At 36.1% G+C, this 14,863-nt stretch carries 15 protein-coding genes; 14 read left to right on the top strand and 1 reads right to left on the bottom strand.

From position 1 onward, the window contains the following. Position 1: 1 nt before the first annotated feature. The 9 genes from CD29_RS05785 (at position 2) to CD29_RS05745 (ending at position 7,624) form a co-directional block, all read left to right on the top strand. The gene (locus tag CD29_RS05785) at positions 2-1,051 is read left to right on the top strand and encodes a type IV pilus twitching motility protein PilT (RefSeq protein ID WP_036184013.1); all 1,050 of its coding nucleotides are present in this window, start codon (positions 2-4) and stop codon (positions 1,049-1,051) included. Then, a complete protein-coding gene (locus CD29_RS05780; RefSeq protein WP_036184011.1) occupies positions 1,048-2,256 on the top strand; it encodes a type II secretion system F family protein in 1,209 nt (402 codons plus the stop codon). The genes CD29_RS05785 and CD29_RS05780 overlap by 4 nt, the downstream gene beginning before the upstream one ends. 44 nt (positions 2,257-2,300) lie before the next feature. After that, positions 2,301-2,828, top strand: a complete 528-nt coding sequence (locus CD29_RS05775) for a type II secretion system protein (protein ID WP_328286473.1) — start codon at positions 2,301-2,303, stop codon at positions 2,826-2,828. 273 nt (positions 2,829-3,101) lie between these two features. Continuing rightward, positions 3,102-3,572 carry a prepilin-type N-terminal cleavage/methylation domain-containing protein gene (locus CD29_RS19575; RefSeq protein WP_052124017.1) on the top strand — a complete coding sequence of 157 codons (471 nt, stop codon included), beginning with the start codon at positions 3,102-3,104 and terminating at the stop codon, positions 3,570-3,572. A 100-nt stretch (positions 3,573-3,672) separates the two neighbouring features. Next, a complete protein-coding gene (pilM, locus tag CD29_RS05765) occupies positions 3,673-4,647 on the top strand; it encodes a type IV pilus biogenesis protein PilM (protein WP_036184009.1) in 975 nt (324 codons plus the stop codon). Positions 4,648-4,649: 2 nt separating this feature from the next. After that, a complete protein-coding gene (locus CD29_RS05760) occupies positions 4,650-5,234 on the top strand; it encodes a PilN domain-containing protein (RefSeq protein WP_036184007.1) in 585 nt (194 codons plus the stop codon). Between the two features lie 2 nt (positions 5,235-5,236). Then, positions 5,237-5,935, top strand: a complete 699-nt coding sequence (locus CD29_RS05755) for a hypothetical protein (RefSeq protein WP_036184003.1) — start codon at positions 5,237-5,239, stop codon at positions 5,933-5,935. A gap of 87 nt (positions 5,936-6,022) precedes the next feature. Next, positions 6,023-6,775, top strand: a complete 753-nt coding sequence (locus CD29_RS05750) for a prepilin peptidase (protein WP_036183999.1) — start codon at positions 6,023-6,025, stop codon at positions 6,773-6,775. Between the two features lie 132 nt (positions 6,776-6,907). Further along, complete coding sequence (locus tag CD29_RS05745) at positions 6,908-7,624, top strand: gamma-glutamyl-gamma-aminobutyrate hydrolase family protein (RefSeq protein ID WP_036183997.1); 717 nt, start codon at positions 6,908-6,910, stop codon at positions 7,622-7,624. Between the two features lie 834 nt (positions 7,625-8,458). On the opposite strand, the gene lexA is transcribed toward CD29_RS05745, so the two are convergent. Continuing rightward, complete coding sequence (gene lexA / locus CD29_RS05740; protein ID WP_036183994.1) at positions 8,459-9,082, bottom strand: transcriptional repressor LexA; 624 nt, start codon at positions 9,080-9,082, stop codon at positions 8,459-8,461. A gap of 170 nt (positions 9,083-9,252) precedes the next feature. Here lexA and yneA point away from each other — a divergent pair, with 170 nt between their 5' ends. From yneA to CD29_RS05715, 5 genes are all read left to right on the top strand, one after another. Then, a complete protein-coding gene (gene yneA / locus CD29_RS05735) occupies positions 9,253-9,585 on the top strand; it encodes a cell division suppressor protein YneA (protein WP_140422895.1) in 333 nt (110 codons plus the stop codon). Further along, the gene (locus CD29_RS05730) at positions 9,585-10,271 is read left to right on the top strand and encodes a YneB family resolvase-like protein (RefSeq protein WP_408056604.1); all 687 of its coding nucleotides are present in this window, start codon (positions 9,585-9,587) and stop codon (positions 10,269-10,271) included. The genes yneA and CD29_RS05730 overlap by 1 nt, the downstream gene beginning before the upstream one ends. Before the next feature lie 216 nt (positions 10,272-10,487). Further along, the gene (locus tag CD29_RS05725) at positions 10,488-10,718 is read left to right on the top strand and encodes a DUF896 domain-containing protein (protein WP_036183988.1); all 231 of its coding nucleotides are present in this window, start codon (positions 10,488-10,490) and stop codon (positions 10,716-10,718) included. A gap of 130 nt (positions 10,719-10,848) precedes the next feature. After that, a complete protein-coding gene (tkt, locus tag CD29_RS05720) occupies positions 10,849-12,843 on the top strand; it encodes a transketolase (RefSeq protein WP_036183985.1) in 1,995 nt (664 codons plus the stop codon). A 201-nt stretch (positions 12,844-13,044) separates the two neighbouring features. Beyond that, positions 13,045-14,727, top strand: coding sequence for a methyl-accepting chemotaxis protein (locus CD29_RS05715; RefSeq protein ID WP_036183982.1), 1,683 nt, complete (start codon positions 13,045-13,047; stop codon positions 14,725-14,727). Positions 14,728-14,863 lie beyond the last annotated feature (136 nt).

The following is a 14,863-nucleotide window of genomic DNA, read 5'->3' as shown; positions in this document are numbered from 1 at the left end:
TATGTTTAGTAATTTTTCGATTGATGCATTACTTCAAAAAGCATATGAAGAAAAAGCATCAGACCTTCATATAACAGTTGGTATTCCGCCAGTATATCGTATTAATGGCCGATTACAACAATATGGACAAGACATTATCAATCCAGAAGATGTACAAGCAATGGTAAATGCAATATTACCAAAACATAAAGCAGATGAATTTGAAGCTAAAGGAGAAACCGACTTTAACTATTCGCTTGGTGACTTATGTCGTTTCCGTGTGAATGCATATCATCAAAGAAATGTTGGAGCCATTGCCTTTCGTTTAATTCCATCAAAGATTCCAACCATTGAAACACTTGGAATGCCTAGAGTATTATTCGATTTGGCTGATAAACCACAAGGGCTTGTCCTTGTAACAGGTCCAACAGGGTCAGGGAAATCTACAACACTTGCAGCAATGCTTGACTATATAAATGAAACAAAATCAAAGCATATTATTACGTTAGAGGATCCGATTGAGTATTTGCATCACCATAAAAAATCAGTCATCAATCAACGTGAAATCGGTGTAGATACGAATGATTTTGCAAGTGGATTACGTGCATCACTTCGTCAAGATCCAGACGTAATTCTTGTGGGTGAGATGCGTGACTTAGAAACCATTTCAACGGCTATTACAGCAGCTGAAACTGGGCACTTAGTTTTTGCAACGCTTCATACATCAAGTGCACCAACAACAATTGACCGTATTATTGACGTGTTTCCACCGCATCAACAAGGTCAAATTCGTATACAGCTAGCGAACGTTTTACAGGGAATTATTTCGCAACGATTATTTGTTCGAAAAGATACAAATGGTCGAATTGCAGCTACTGAAATAATGGTAGCAGTACCTGCTGTGACGAACTTAATTCGTAACGAAAAAGTTCATCAAATTCCAAGTGTGATGCAAACAAGTAGAGCATTAGGAATGCACACATTACAGTCTTCACTACAAGAATTAGTGTCAAGAGGGAAGGTGTCCTTAGAGGATGCAAAACCTTATTTGAACGTGGGTGAGTTTAATTGACCGTTTTTAAATACGTAGGTCGAACGAAAACTGGTGCTTCAACAAAGGGTACCATTAGCGCCGCGAACAAAAATGCGGCAATCGCTAAATTACGTAATCAAGGGATTAATCCGCGTGAGCTTACAGAGTCAAAAAGCATTCTGCATAAGGAATTAACATTAGGTGGAGCATCAGTAAAAAATCAAGATTTTGTTATTTACTGTCGCCAGTTTTCCACACTGATTCGTGCAGGAGTTTCGATAGTAGATGCAACAAATATATTAACAAAACAAACAAAAAGTAAACCTTTGAAAACTGCTTTGGATGCAGTGGAGGACGATATCCGATCAGGTATCCCATTTTCAGAAGCAACGGTAAAACATCCAAAGGTATTCCCTGCATTATTTACAAACATGATGCGCTCTGGGGAAGCGACTGGTAACATCGATGAAACATTGGAACGTTTAGCAAATACGCTTGAGAAACAATATAACTTAAAGAAAAAAATCCAGTCTACGCTTACTTATCCGGCGATATTAATGGTAATTACGATATTCGTAGTATTCTTCCTATTAGTATTTATCGTTCCAAACTTTGTTACTACCTTTGAGTCGATGGATGCGGAATTACCGGCGATTACGTTATTTACGTTAGCGCTAAGTAATTTCCTACAGAAATTTTGGTGGGTTGTTTTATTACTAGCAATAGTAGTTATTATAGTCTTTCAATTTCTTTATAAAAACAATAAAGAATTTCATTATACCGTTCATTATGCAATTTTAAGAGCGCCAGTCTTTGGCCCATTATTACAAAAGAACGTCATCGCACGTCTGATGAGAACATTATCTTCATTATTTAGTAGTGCAGTACCAATATTAAGCTCACTTACTATCGCAGAAAAAGTAGTGGGGAATCCAGTGGTAGGAAAAGTTGTGCTAGAGGCTAGGACAAGCCTTGAAAAAGGAAGTACCTTAACAGAACCTCTAGAAAAAAGTTGGCTATTCCCACCGTTAGTGACATCCATGACTTCCATTGGTGAGTCAACAGGTTCACTAGACTACATGTTAGATAAAATAGCAGATTTTTATGAGGCAGAAGTAGATAGAGCAGTAGACACTTTAAAAGCATTAATCGAACCAATGATGATCCTAATCTTAGCGGTCGTTGTAGGATTTATCGTCGCTGCCATTATGATGCCGATGTTTAGCTTATATGGACAACTTTAAACGGAACAAATCGTGGAAGGGCGTTTTGCGGGGAGGTGAGCAGTATGCAACGAACGTCCAAGCAAAAAGAAATTGAAATTTTACACAACCAAAATATGGGAGGATTTACGATGAGAAAATTCGTAAAAGAATTATTAAACAAACGTCTTAACAATGAAAAAGGTTTGACTTTAATTGAATTATTAGCTGTGATTGTTATTCTAGGAATTATTGCTGCGATTGCTGTACCTGCGATTGGTGGTATAATTGACAGTTCACGTATTAAAGCAGTAAAAGCAGATGCTGTAAATGTAATAAATGCAGCTAATATTTATTTTACAGAGAATCAAGATGCACAAAATGCTACAGGTACTCAATTAAGTACTTATCTAACTAGTTTTGGAAATCTTGATCAATCAACAGTTACAGTAAAAAAGAATGCATCTGGAGGTAATTCAATAACAGCTACTGGGACAGCAGGTACTACAACTATTTACTTTAATGATGCAACTCTTACTGAAATAGATGTTGATTCTGCAACTATTGGAAATACAAATGCTACTCCTGTATCTACTGTAAAAGCAGGATCTTAATTATATGAAATAATGTATCTATTCTTAATTTTCTATAAGACAACTAACGACTTTGAGTTAGTTGTCTGATTAGAAAATTAATATTAAGAAGACTTTTAACATAGCCCTATTTACTGCTTCATAATTTTAGTTCGTTACTTAAAGTTTAGGCTTATATAATTATATTATATTCTTATTTAAAGAAGTTGAATTATTTAATTTTGTGGGAAATTATAGTATTTTTATAGTAATGATAAATCAATAATACATACAAATAATAGGAGTGACAAAACTATGAAATATTTTATGAAAAAATTAATAGCTAAACGATTTAAAAATGAACATGGTTTAACTTTGATTGAACTATTAGCTGTAATTGTTATCCTGGGTATAATCGCTTCAATAGCAGTACCATCCACAGGGAACCTAATCCAGAATACCCGTGATAAAGCAGTTCTTTCAGATGCTGTTAATATCATAGCTGGCGCAAAATTTGCTAATTTATCAGGTGCTTGTGACGCTAGTATTACAAATGATGCTGATCCAAAATATTGTGATTCAGATATATTAAATAATTACATAGATGGTATAACACTTGGTGGAACTAATAACGAGAATGCTAGTGTAGTTTTAGTTGCAGGTAAATGGAATATTAATTATACAAAATTCGGTGACATAATTAATATTAAACGTAGTGATGGTACAACGTCTTTTAATGCTACAACAACAATAACAGAAGAAGAATTACTATCAATATTAAACTAACTTCAAGACGTTCATATAAAATAATTAATTATCTATAAGACAACTAACTAAAAGTGTTAGTTGCCTCATTAGACAATTAAAAGAAAAGGAGGCCCACCACATGTTCAAACAAAAAAAGAAATCCTCACACGTATCTATAGAACTCAACGACTATGTTTTTCGTGCGCTTGTGATGAAGGGCCATTCTTTTGTGGATGCGAAGGTTATTGAAGTGGAGCTTCCTCGAGGGGTTGTTCAAGAGGCTTCCATTCAAGATGAATTGGAGCTATTCAATATTTTTAAATCGATTGCGGTGAAGTTGGCTGGGAAAAAGCAAAGTGTGCGTTTTTTTGTACCTGACCCAACGATTCTATTGAAATCCTTTGAGCATCCAAGTGATGTGGAGACTAGTAAATTAAAAGAGTATGTGGAAATGGAGCTAGGTCACACGATTCACTTACCATTCCAAGGGCCGCTAATGGATGTATATGATCCGATTCCTGGAGATAGACAAGCAATGCTTTTTGCAGCTGCACCTGAAGAAGTACATAAAATGACAAATTTACTTTTAGATATAGATATGAATCCCGATGTTGCCGATATTCGTGCGTTATGCAACTTGCGATTCTTAGATCACTTGCAATTATTACAACAGGACAGAACCTATTTAATAGCAAATTGGTTAATCAATGAACTTTCTATCTGTATCTATTCAAACGGTAGTGTTGAATTTATCCGTTATCAACCAATCGATACGGATTTATCCCAATGGCGTGCGAATGCGGTTTCAGAATCTGAAATTGATTTTTCTTTTTCAGGTAATATGGAAGACTATCGTATGATTTTATCTGACCAAGTGCTTGAACTTGACCGTATTATGAATTTCTTCCGATTTTCTTTGAATAAAGGAGAAAAATCTGTCGATGAAATCGTTGTCATGGGAGATAATCCATTTTTAGTACAAATTCAATCTTTCTTACAAGAGAATTTACCTTTACCAGTAAATATTGTGGATGATGAATTGGTAGACAAACATTTTCCTAACTTTAAAGCAAAGCACGCATCCTTACTAGGTCTTGCGTTAAAGGTGGTTTAACAATGATTCCTGATATAAACCTCATACCCAAGTTAGAGAGAGAACAGACCACATCTAAGCTTGTTTATATCATTCTAGGAGCCCTGACACTTGTCGCACTAGCTTTTTTTGCATGGCAATATTTTAGTGCTAATAGTAGCATTACTGCACTACAAGCCGAACAAGCAAATTTACAATTACAAAGAGATCAATTACTCGCAAAACAAACAGAGTTAACTAATACACAAACAAATTCGATCGACGAAATTATTGAGTATGTTGAAATTATTTCATATCCTGTTTTACCTTTAATTCAGGAAATTGAAACTTTACAACCAAACAATGCATATTTACGTTCTTATTCGTTTGGTGTTGATACTGTATCGATTTCCGTGGATTTTGAAACTTTGAATGACGTGTCACAGTATATTTCCCGTTTAACCAATAGTGAATTTTTTATAGATGCTCAAATCTCTAATATTTCGCAATTTGATTTAGGTAACCCAACTGACGATGATACTGAGGAAACTTTTAACGTTATTCCAAGACATACAACAAGCATTACTCTAATCATCGATGAACTCTATCTTGCTACAGGAGGTAGATAGCAATGAATTTATCCAGTAGCAAAAACACACAGATTATTTTACTCGTTGCTTTAATTGCTGCGCTTATCTTTGCAGTCTATTATTATTTAGTTTTACCAAAACAAAGTGAAGTGGATGCGTTGAATCGATCTATTAACTCTTTAAATACTGAGATTTCAACGATTCAAGAGCAAATCGGGCAAGAGCAAGCTGCTAGGAAAGTAAAAACATCCAGTGCGCTTTCCTTACGCAAAAAGATGCCAAATTCACGTAAAGTAGATGAACTATTATTAAATATTGAAGAAATTGAGTATGTTACGGATTCACTTGTTTTATCTATTTCTTTTAATGATTATGATTCTTCTGCTCAAGATGCAGGCATTGGGTTCCAAAATGAAGAAGAAACAACTACTGATCCAAATGCACAAAATACAACTGAAACAACAGAAGGGGAAACTGGAAACGAAAATGCTTCACCCTTTAATTTGGGCATGGACTTACCGCCAGAATTAAAAATGATTTCATTTAGTATGCAAGTTCAATCTCCAGATTACAATCGTTTATTGCAATTTATCGATGAAATTGAAAAGTTAGAGAGAATCATGCATGTTGATTCCATTAATTTTTCACTTCCTGGTGAAGATGCAGAATTTAATGAAGATGCTTCGGATATTGTTACTGCTTCGATTCAAGTAACTACTTTCTATTATGAAGGGGAGTAGTTATTAAGAAATGCTTTTGACATTTTTGTTAGAACCTTTATACTAGGAATTAGTTATTTTTTAGTGCTAGATTAGGAGTTGGGTTTAGTGGAATATGTTATTTTGATATTTGCATTTTTATTTGGGATGATTTTTGGGTCATTTTATAACGTTGTTGGATTAAGAATCCCATTGAAGATGTCAATTGCATATCCACCTTCCCATTGCACGAATTGTATGCATCGCTTATCAGTTCTTGACTTAATACCGATTTTTTCGTATATCTTCCTGAGAGGGAAGTGTCGTTACTGTGGTGCGAAAGTGTCACCTATTTATATGGCGACAGAACTATTTACGGGGATTTTATTTGCCTTTGCTTATTGGCAGCTAGGATTTACACCTGAATTAGTTGTTGCGTTGTTATTTATTTCATTACTTGCAATCATTGTCGTTTCTGACATCGCCTATATGATTATTCCCGATAAAGTATTATTATTCTTCCTTCCTTTGCTAGCTTTAGGTCGATTTTTCGCCCCATCCGATCCTTGGTGGGATAGTTTACTAGGGCCAGTAGTAGGGTTTACGGTTTTATTTTTAGTGGCGTTACTGTCTAAAGGTGGCATGGGCGGTGGAGATATTAAGTTATTCTTCCTCATTGGCCTTGCGCTTGGAACGATTGGTACATTGGTGACATTGTTCTTTGCTTCCGTAATTGGGATGATAGTTGGTTTTGTAATACTAAAAGTTCGTGGACAAGATCGAAAACAGCCAATTCCATTTGGACCTTCCATTGCTCTCGCTGCGATCATTGTCTATTTTTACGGAGATCAAATTATTGAATGGTACATAAGTATATTGTAAATGTTGAGCTTAACGAGATGTCGTTAGGCTTTTTATTTTGTCGGGAGATACCATTATTTAAATAATTCTCGCAATTTAAAACATTATGAAATATAATTTGATATATTATGATTTTACTATGGGGGTGCTAGTTTGAAACCTGTAATTGGATTAACATTAAGTATTGAAAATGATACAAGTTTTATTAATTGGCGATATACGAAGGCAATTATTGGGGCAGGGGGCTTACCAGTTGGGATTCCTCTATGGGTTGAAGAAGACGCAGAGCAGCTTGTAAAGATGTTTGATGGTATTGTGCTATCAGGTGGTGGCGATTTACATCCACATACATTTGGGGAAGAACCACATGTGAAATTGGGTGCTGTCAACAGTGACCGCGATCGTCTGGAATTGGCATTGGCGAAAGCGGCGATTAAGGCGGGGATTCCGATTTTTGCTATTTGTCGCGGACATCAAGTGCTAAATGTTGCCTTAGGTGGAACGCTTTATCAAGATATTTATTCACAAACAAAAGATATTTACTTACATAGTCAAACGGCTCCAAGACATGAAGGCACGCATTTTATCTCGGTGAGTGAAGATAGTTTACTATATAAACTACTTGGAAAAGATAAAATCGTCGTGAACTCATTCCATCACCAAGCCATTAAAGACGTGGCTCCTGGTGTAAAAGTTACTGGGAAAGCAAATGATGGCATTATAGAAGCAGTAGAAATTGAGGATCATCCGTTTTGTTTAAGCGTTCAGTGGCATCCAGAGGAAATGGCTGTCGGTGGAGATTCAGACTCTCAAAAACTATTTGCGGCGTTTATTGTAGCGAGTAAGAAGGTAGAGGTTGCAAGTAAGTAAATTAATGTTTGGAATTTGGGATTTAAAGTCACTGGGGGAGACTCGGTGGCTTTTTTTGATGGGGGTTTCTAGGAAACAAAAACGAAAACCGTCCTAGCAGAACGCTCTATAGATCGGAACGATTAACAAAGCAAAAAACAATTTAACTCAAATGTCTCATGGAATGGCTTTACGAGACAAAATAAAGAACAGTTACAACTCTAATGTCATATAGAATGGCACTACGAGACAAAACTCGAAACGGTTTCAACTCAAATGTCTCATAGAAAGGTTCTACGAGACAAAACAGGCAGCGGTTCCAATTCGAATCTCTCATAGAATGGCCCTTCGAGACAAAACTCGAAACGGTTTTAACTCAAATGTCTCATAGAAAGGTTCTACGAGACAAAACAGGCAGTTTTTCCAATTCGAATGTCATATAGAATGGCCCTACGAGACAAAACTCGAAACGGTTTCAACTCAAATGTCTCATAGATAGGTTCTACGAGACAAAACAGGCAGCTTTTCCAATTCGAATGTCTCATAGAATAGCCCTACGAGACAAAACAGGAAACGTTTCCAACATAAATGTCTCATAGAATGGCCCTACGAGACAAAACTCAAAACGGTTCCAACTCAAATGTCCCATAGAAAGGTTCTACGAGACAAAATAGGCAACTGTTCGGACTTATATATCCCGAACAACAGCCCTATAAGACAAAACAAGGATCACTTTCGCAATAATCCTCAGAAAGCAACATTATCAACTATCAGAGCCAATAAACTTATTAAACAACAAAAAAGCCGATTCAGAAACTCACCTGTTTCAAAATCGACTTTCCCTATATATCACTCTTAATGAATACGACGATACAATCCAACTACTTTACCTAAAATGGATACTTGATTTACGTAAATTGGGTCCATTGATGAGTTTTCCGGTTGTAGGCGGAAGTGATTTTTTTCTTTGTAGAAGCGTTTAACTGTTGCCTCATCTTCTTCAGTCATTGCTACGACAATTTCCCCGTTATTAGCTGTAGCAGTTTTCTTTACGATGACATAATCTCCGTTTAAAATACCAGCTTCGATCATCGATTCTCCCATAACCTCTAGCATAAACAATTGATCTTCGCTTGTGCCGTAAGAATCTGGTAGAGGGAAATATTCTTCAACATTTTCGATTGCTGTAATTGGAAGACCAGCTGTTACTTTCCCTATTAGGGGAACACTTACAACATTTTGTTTTGGAACAAGGTTTTCTTCTTCCATTTCTAAAATTTCTATCGCACGAGGTTTCGTAGGATCGCGACGAATTAACCCTTTGCTTTCTAAGCGCGCTAAATGGCCATGTACAGTAGAGCTTGAAGCAAGGCCAACCGCTTCTCCAATTTCACGAACAGAAGGTGGATAACCTTTTGTACGAACTTCTTCTTTAATGAATGCTAATATATCTTCCTGTCTTTTCGAAACTTTTTTCAATCTATCTCACCTCTGGTATGAATATCTATCAATACTAGTTACATATAGTATAGCAACGAGAAATGGAAAATGCAAACATAAGTTCGAATAAAGTGTTGACAAAAACGTATGTTCGGTTTTATATTAAGAATATACATATGCGAACAAACATTCGGAAAGAGGTAAGGGATATGAATTGGCTAAAAAAGAATAGTTATATTAAAGTACTTCTAACAGCATTTTTACTTATAGCAGGATACGTACTAATTACTGATGATGGTGAGACAACATATAAACAAATTGAAGTACAACATGGCGATAGTTTATGGTCATTAGCAGAGAAGTACCGTGGCAGTACGCCAACCCATGAATGGATCAAAACTGTACAAATTGAAAACAATTTAGATGGAGAAATCATTGTAGCAGGTCGTGAGTTAACAATTCCTCTAGAAGCTGCTGTTATAATGGCACAGGATTTTGAGCAAGATGAAACAGAAGTAAAGGTAGCGACGAATAACCAATGATGAACAAAAAAAGAACTGCAGTAATATATGCAAGAGTAAGCACAGAAAAAAATTCACAAGAAACTTCATTAACCCGTCAACTAGATGAACTACAAAAATATGCAGGGCAAATGGGCTATGCTGAACTTGCTTCGTTTCAAGATCAGCATAGTGGTTATGAAGTTGACCGTGATGGACTACTTGAAATGATGGATTATATTAAAGAACATAAAGTTGAGGCATTGTTTATACAGGATGAAACACGCTTAGGGCGTGGACATGCTCGAATGGCTGTTATACATTTGCTACAAAAATATGAAACTACCATTTATTCATTAAATGATGTTGGACCTATTTCATTAAATGAAATGGATACTATGTTACTTGAGATTTTAGCAATTGTTGAAGAATATCAAAGAAAGATTCATAATGCAAAAATCCGTCGTGGCATGCGACGTGCTGTAGAAAATGGCTATAAGCCAGAACTAAACTTAAAAGATCGAGGAAATCATGAAGGACGAGAACGAATCGAAGTTCCAATAGAAGAAATCGTTAATCTACGTAACAAAGGACTTACTTTCAATGAGATCGCCTCAACCTTACGTGGCGTAGGGTTCCAAGTAAGTAAAGCAACCGTGCATCGAAGATATCAGGAATATATGGATGGAAATGAGGAATCAAGCCCTGTTCCAAATTTCCGAAAATAAAATAATTTTGCACACTATATCAATCAAACAGAGTTAGTTCATCGAGAACTAGCTCTTTTAATTTAATTCAACAAGAATCTTACAAATTTGTAAAATATCTTATTGCTTAGCATTCCAACTGAATGGATCATATATTTTTTTAAGTACTTTCACTTGCACTTCGACTCTTTTTCTCATACCTTTTAAGTATTGGTATTTAGAAAGGTTGGAACAAAGATGTTATCAAAAGAAAAAATTGCAAGAATTAACGAACTTTCAAAGAAAAAAAAACAGGGAACACTGACAGAAGCAGAAGCGAAAGAGCAAACAGCACTTCGTAAAGAATATTTAGATACTTTCCGTAATTCATTCCGCGACACGATTACAAACGTTCAAGTTCTTGATGAGAATGGGAATGATGTAACCCCTGAAAAAGTGAAACAAGTAAAACGTAATCGATTAAATTAACTAGAATGATATAACACATTAGTAAAATGTATGTCATATTTCCGAATTTGTCATAGAACAGGATTGTTTTATTACACAATTTTGTCTAAACTGTATTAGAAGAAAAAGACACAAGAGAGGAAGTCTAGCAATGACAACAAATGCGGATTTACAAGCAATTAATGCAATCCGAACTTTATCAATTGATGCAATTGAGAAAGCGAACTCAGGACACCCTGGATTACCAATGGGTGCTGCGCCAATGGCATATACTTTATGGACTAGACAGTTAAAACATAACCCACAAAATCCAAAATGGTTTAATCGCGATCGTTTCGTTTTATCAGCAGGACACGGATCGATGTTATTATATAGCTTACTCCATTTAGGTGGTTACGGACTTGATATGGAGGAAATTAAAAATTTCCGCCAATGGGGTTCAAAAACGCCAGGTCACCCAGAGTATGGACATACTGTTGGGGTAGAAGCAACGACTGGGCCACTTGGACAAGGTATTGCGATGTCAGTTGGTATGGCTATGGCAGAACGTCATTTAGCTGCAACTTACAACAAACCTGGCCATGAAATCGTAGACCACTACACATACGCATTATGTGGTGATGGAGATTTAATGGAAGGTGTTGCAGCAGAGGCAATTTCTTTAGCTGGCCACCTAAAATTAGAAAAATTAATCGTACTTTACGATTCAAATGATATTTCTTTAGACGGAGATTTAGCAAAATCATTCTCTGAAAATGTTCAAAAACGTTTTGAATCTTATGGTTGGAACTATATTCATGTTGCAGATGGTACTGATATTGATTCTATCAACGCTGCTATCGAGCAAGCAAAACAATCATCAGACAAGCCAACACTAATCGAAATTAAAACTGTAATTGGTTTTGGTTCGCCAAATAAATCAGGTAAAGCTGATGCTCACGGTGCTCCTCTTGGTGCAGATGAAGTAACATTAACTAAAACTGCTTACGATTGGGGTCATGAGCCATTCCAAATTCCGCAAGAAGTATATGATACATTCAATGCGGCTGCAGAACAACAAGGTGCACAACCTGAAGCTGAATGGAATGCTAAATTTGAAAGCTACAAAGCAGAATTCCCAGAATTAGCTGAACAATTCGCTAATGCAATGAATAACGAATTACCTGCTGATTTCGATGCAGAAGTTCCTGTTTATGAAGCTGGTAAATCTGTTGCAACACGTTCATCTTCTGGAGATGTAATTAACGCATTAGCTAAAAAAGTACCTTCATTCTTTGGTGGTAGTGCAGACCTTGCTGGTTCAAACAAAACAACGATCAAAGGCGGCGGCGACTTCTTTGCTGAAACTCCAGAAGGTCGTAACATTTGGTTTGGTGTTCGTGAATTCGCAATGGGTGCAGCATTAAACGGTATGGCATTACATGGAGGCTTAAACGTATTCGGTGGTACATTCTTTGTATTCTCTGACTACGTTCGTCCAGCGGTTCGTTTATCTGCATTAATGGGATTACCTGTAACATACGTGTTCACTCATGATTCAATTGCAGTAGGAGAAGACGGTCCGACACATGAACCAGTAGAACATTTAGCTGCATTCCGTGCAATGCCTAACTTATCAGTTATTCGCCCTGCAGATGCAAATGAAAGTGCTGAAGCTTGGAAATTAGCGATTTCATCAAAATCAACACCAACTTTATTAGTACTTTCACGTCAAAACTTGCCGGTGTTAGCAAAATCAGCTGAGCTTGCAAAAGACGGTGTTGCAAAAGGTGCTTATGTCGTATCACCAGCTACAAAAGCTACGCCAGATGCAATCCTTCTTGCTACTGGTTCAGAAGTTTCATTAGCTGTTGAAGCACAAAAAGCTTTATTAGCGGACGGAATTGATGCTTCAGTAGTTTCAATGCCTTCAATGGATCGCTTTGAACAACAAACTGCTGAATACAAAGAATCTGTATTACCAAAAGCTGTTACAAAACGTTTAGCGATTGAAATGGGTGCATCATTTGGTTGGCATAAATATGTTGGCTTCGAAGGTGATGTTCTTGCAATCGACCAATTCGGTGCAAGTGCTCCTGGGGAAATCGTCATGGAAAAATACGGTTTCACTGTTGACAACGTAGTAGCAAAAGTAAAATCTCTATAAAATAAAATCATCTCATAAGTCGATTTGTTACAAGTTTTGTGACAAATCGACTTTTTTCTTTTCATTTAAGTGTAGTTAAAACTATCTATTTGAAAAAGTCTTAAAAACTTTCAAAAGAATCAGAAATCATGTAAAATATTCCTTATCTACTAAATTTTCAAAATATTTAACTAGTTGAGGCACAAGGGATGGGATGACGACATGAGACTAACTATTGCAAAAAAATTATGGCTAGGCTTTAGTACATTAAACGTTCTACTATTAATAACTGGGGTAATCTCTGTTTTTTCTTTTTTTTCATTAACAGGAAAATATCAAACAATTGTTGATGTGAATATTGAAAAAATTAATATAGCGAACGAAATTGAAAAGTCGCAAATAAAAGCGGAAGCAAATTTATTGGCTTTTATTTCATTTAATAATGTAGAGGCAGTCGATCAAATACGCGGGTCTTTACAGAATGCGACAAATTCCTTTGAGAAATTTTCTAGTTTTCAAAATGATGAAGAAACTAGCAAAATATTAGAAAAAGTAAGTACAAACTTTAAGGTATATAACGAAACGAATAATAAAGTAATAGAAATGAAAGAAAGTGGTAAGCCTTTTACAAGTTCCTTGGCCCAATTAAAAACGCATAATACACAAATCGTTACTTATTTATCACAATTGGTTGAACTTCAACAAACAAATGTTGAAAAGGCAAAAGCCGAAATTAATACGTATCAGACGACTATATTGATAGTTATTAACGTTATAATCCTTGTCAGTATTGTACTTGGTATAGTAATCACAATAATTGTAAGTAGGAATATTTCGAACCCAATTAAAAAAGTAACCGACGGATTAGAACAAATTGCAAATGGTAATCTATTAGCTGAAACGATTCACATTAAAAATAAAGATGAAGTAGGTTTGATGGCACAAACGTATAATAAAATGCTGGTAGATTTAAAAAGCATTGTTGGAAAGGTAAGAGATTCCTCCTCACAGCTTGCAGCAAGTGCTGAGGAATTGTCTGCGAGTTCTGAACAAAGTCTGGCTTCCTCACAGATGGTTGCAACATCGACGGAACAACAGCTTACAACAAGTGATCGACAAGTAAAATTAATGACATCATCTGTTGATGCTATGCGTGATTTAAACACAGGGATGGACCAAATTTCACAAAGCAACGAAGAAATGCTACGGTCATCCGATCACGTGCACAAATTAGTATCAAAAGGTTCAATCGTTATTTCTGATGTTGTGAATCAGATGGAGACGATTCATCAAACATTTAATGATACAAATTCCATCATGCTTGAAATGGAAAAAAACTCAAACGAAATTCAAACGATTACAGCACTCATCACAAATATTTCAGATCAGACAAATTTACTTGCACTTAATGCTGCAATTGAAGCAGCGCGAGCTGGTGAGTATGGAAAAGGTTTTGCTGTAGTTGCCGATGAAGTTCGAAAACTTGCTGAGCAATCGAAAAAATCGGCTGACGAAATTCAAAAAATGGTTGATCAAATACAAAAAGCAAGTGGAGCAGCCGTACATGCCATTACAGATGGCGGGGTAAAAGTGAACGAGGGAATCTCAAAAACTAACGAATCATTGCATGTATTTAAAGAAATCGAAATAAGTGTAGAAGATGTCATTGGAAAAGTAGAATCTGTTTCTGCTGCCATTGAAGAAATTCATGCAATTGCAGACTCCGTAACAGAAAGCGTAATGAAAGTAGAGTCTCTAGCAAAGGATGCTGCTGCTTTCTCTAATGATTCTAGCGCTGCAACAGAAGAACAGCTTGCAGTCAACCAGGAAATCTCATCAAGTGCGCACTCACTCGCTGAGCTAGCTGAAAAGCTTCAGCAGGAAGTTCGTAAATTTAAAATATAATCAAAATCTAGCCTACAGAGTTTGTTGTAGGCTTTTTTTAACTTCATTCAGTAAGAGTTAATACTTTCATAAATAGAGAGTTAATTGGAAAGGATTAGCACTCCGTGGTAGTGTAAGCCTAGACTGAATGAAGTTA

Origin of the sequence: Ureibacillus manganicus DSM 26584 (assembly GCF_000772945.1) — a bacterium.
Lineage (GTDB): Bacteria > Bacillota > Bacilli > Bacillales_A > Planococcaceae > Ureibacillus > Ureibacillus manganicus.
Note: the sequence above shows the minus strand (reverse complement) of the source record. Positions and strands in the feature narration are given on the sequence as shown.

What these genes read in the sequence shown, in the direction of transcription:
- yneA (WP_140422895.1), top strand. Translation starts at nt 9,253, where the DNA reads ATGAATTGGCTAAAAAAGAATAGTTATATTAAAGTACTTCTAACAGCA.
- CD29_RS05785 (WP_036184013.1), top strand. Translation starts at nt 2, where the DNA reads ATGTTTAGTAATTTTTCGATTGATGCATTACTTCAAAAAGCATATGAA.
- CD29_RS05715 (WP_036183982.1), top strand. Translation starts at nt 13,045, where the DNA reads ATGAGACTAACTATTGCAAAAAAATTATGGCTAGGCTTTAGTACATTA.
- CD29_RS19575 (WP_052124017.1), top strand. Translation starts at nt 3,102, where the DNA reads ATGAAATATTTTATGAAAAAATTAATAGCTAAACGATTTAAAAATGAA.
- CD29_RS05725 (WP_036183988.1), top strand. Translation starts at nt 10,488, where the DNA reads ATGTTATCAAAAGAAAAAATTGCAAGAATTAACGAACTTTCAAAGAAA.
- CD29_RS05775 (WP_328286473.1), top strand. Translation starts at nt 2,301, where the DNA reads ATGCAACGAACGTCCAAGCAAAAAGAAATTGAAATTTTACACAACCAA.
- CD29_RS05755 (WP_036184003.1), top strand. Translation starts at nt 5,237, where the DNA reads ATGAATTTATCCAGTAGCAAAAACACACAGATTATTTTACTCGTTGCT.
- CD29_RS05760 (WP_036184007.1), top strand. Translation starts at nt 4,650, where the DNA reads ATGATTCCTGATATAAACCTCATACCCAAGTTAGAGAGAGAACAGACC.
- tkt (WP_036183985.1), top strand. Translation starts at nt 10,849, where the DNA reads ATGACAACAAATGCGGATTTACAAGCAATTAATGCAATCCGAACTTTA.
- pilM (WP_036184009.1), top strand. Translation starts at nt 3,673, where the DNA reads ATGTTCAAACAAAAAAAGAAATCCTCACACGTATCTATAGAACTCAAC.
- CD29_RS05730 (WP_408056604.1), top strand. Translation starts at nt 9,585, where the DNA reads ATGAACAAAAAAAGAACTGCAGTAATATATGCAAGAGTAAGCACAGAA.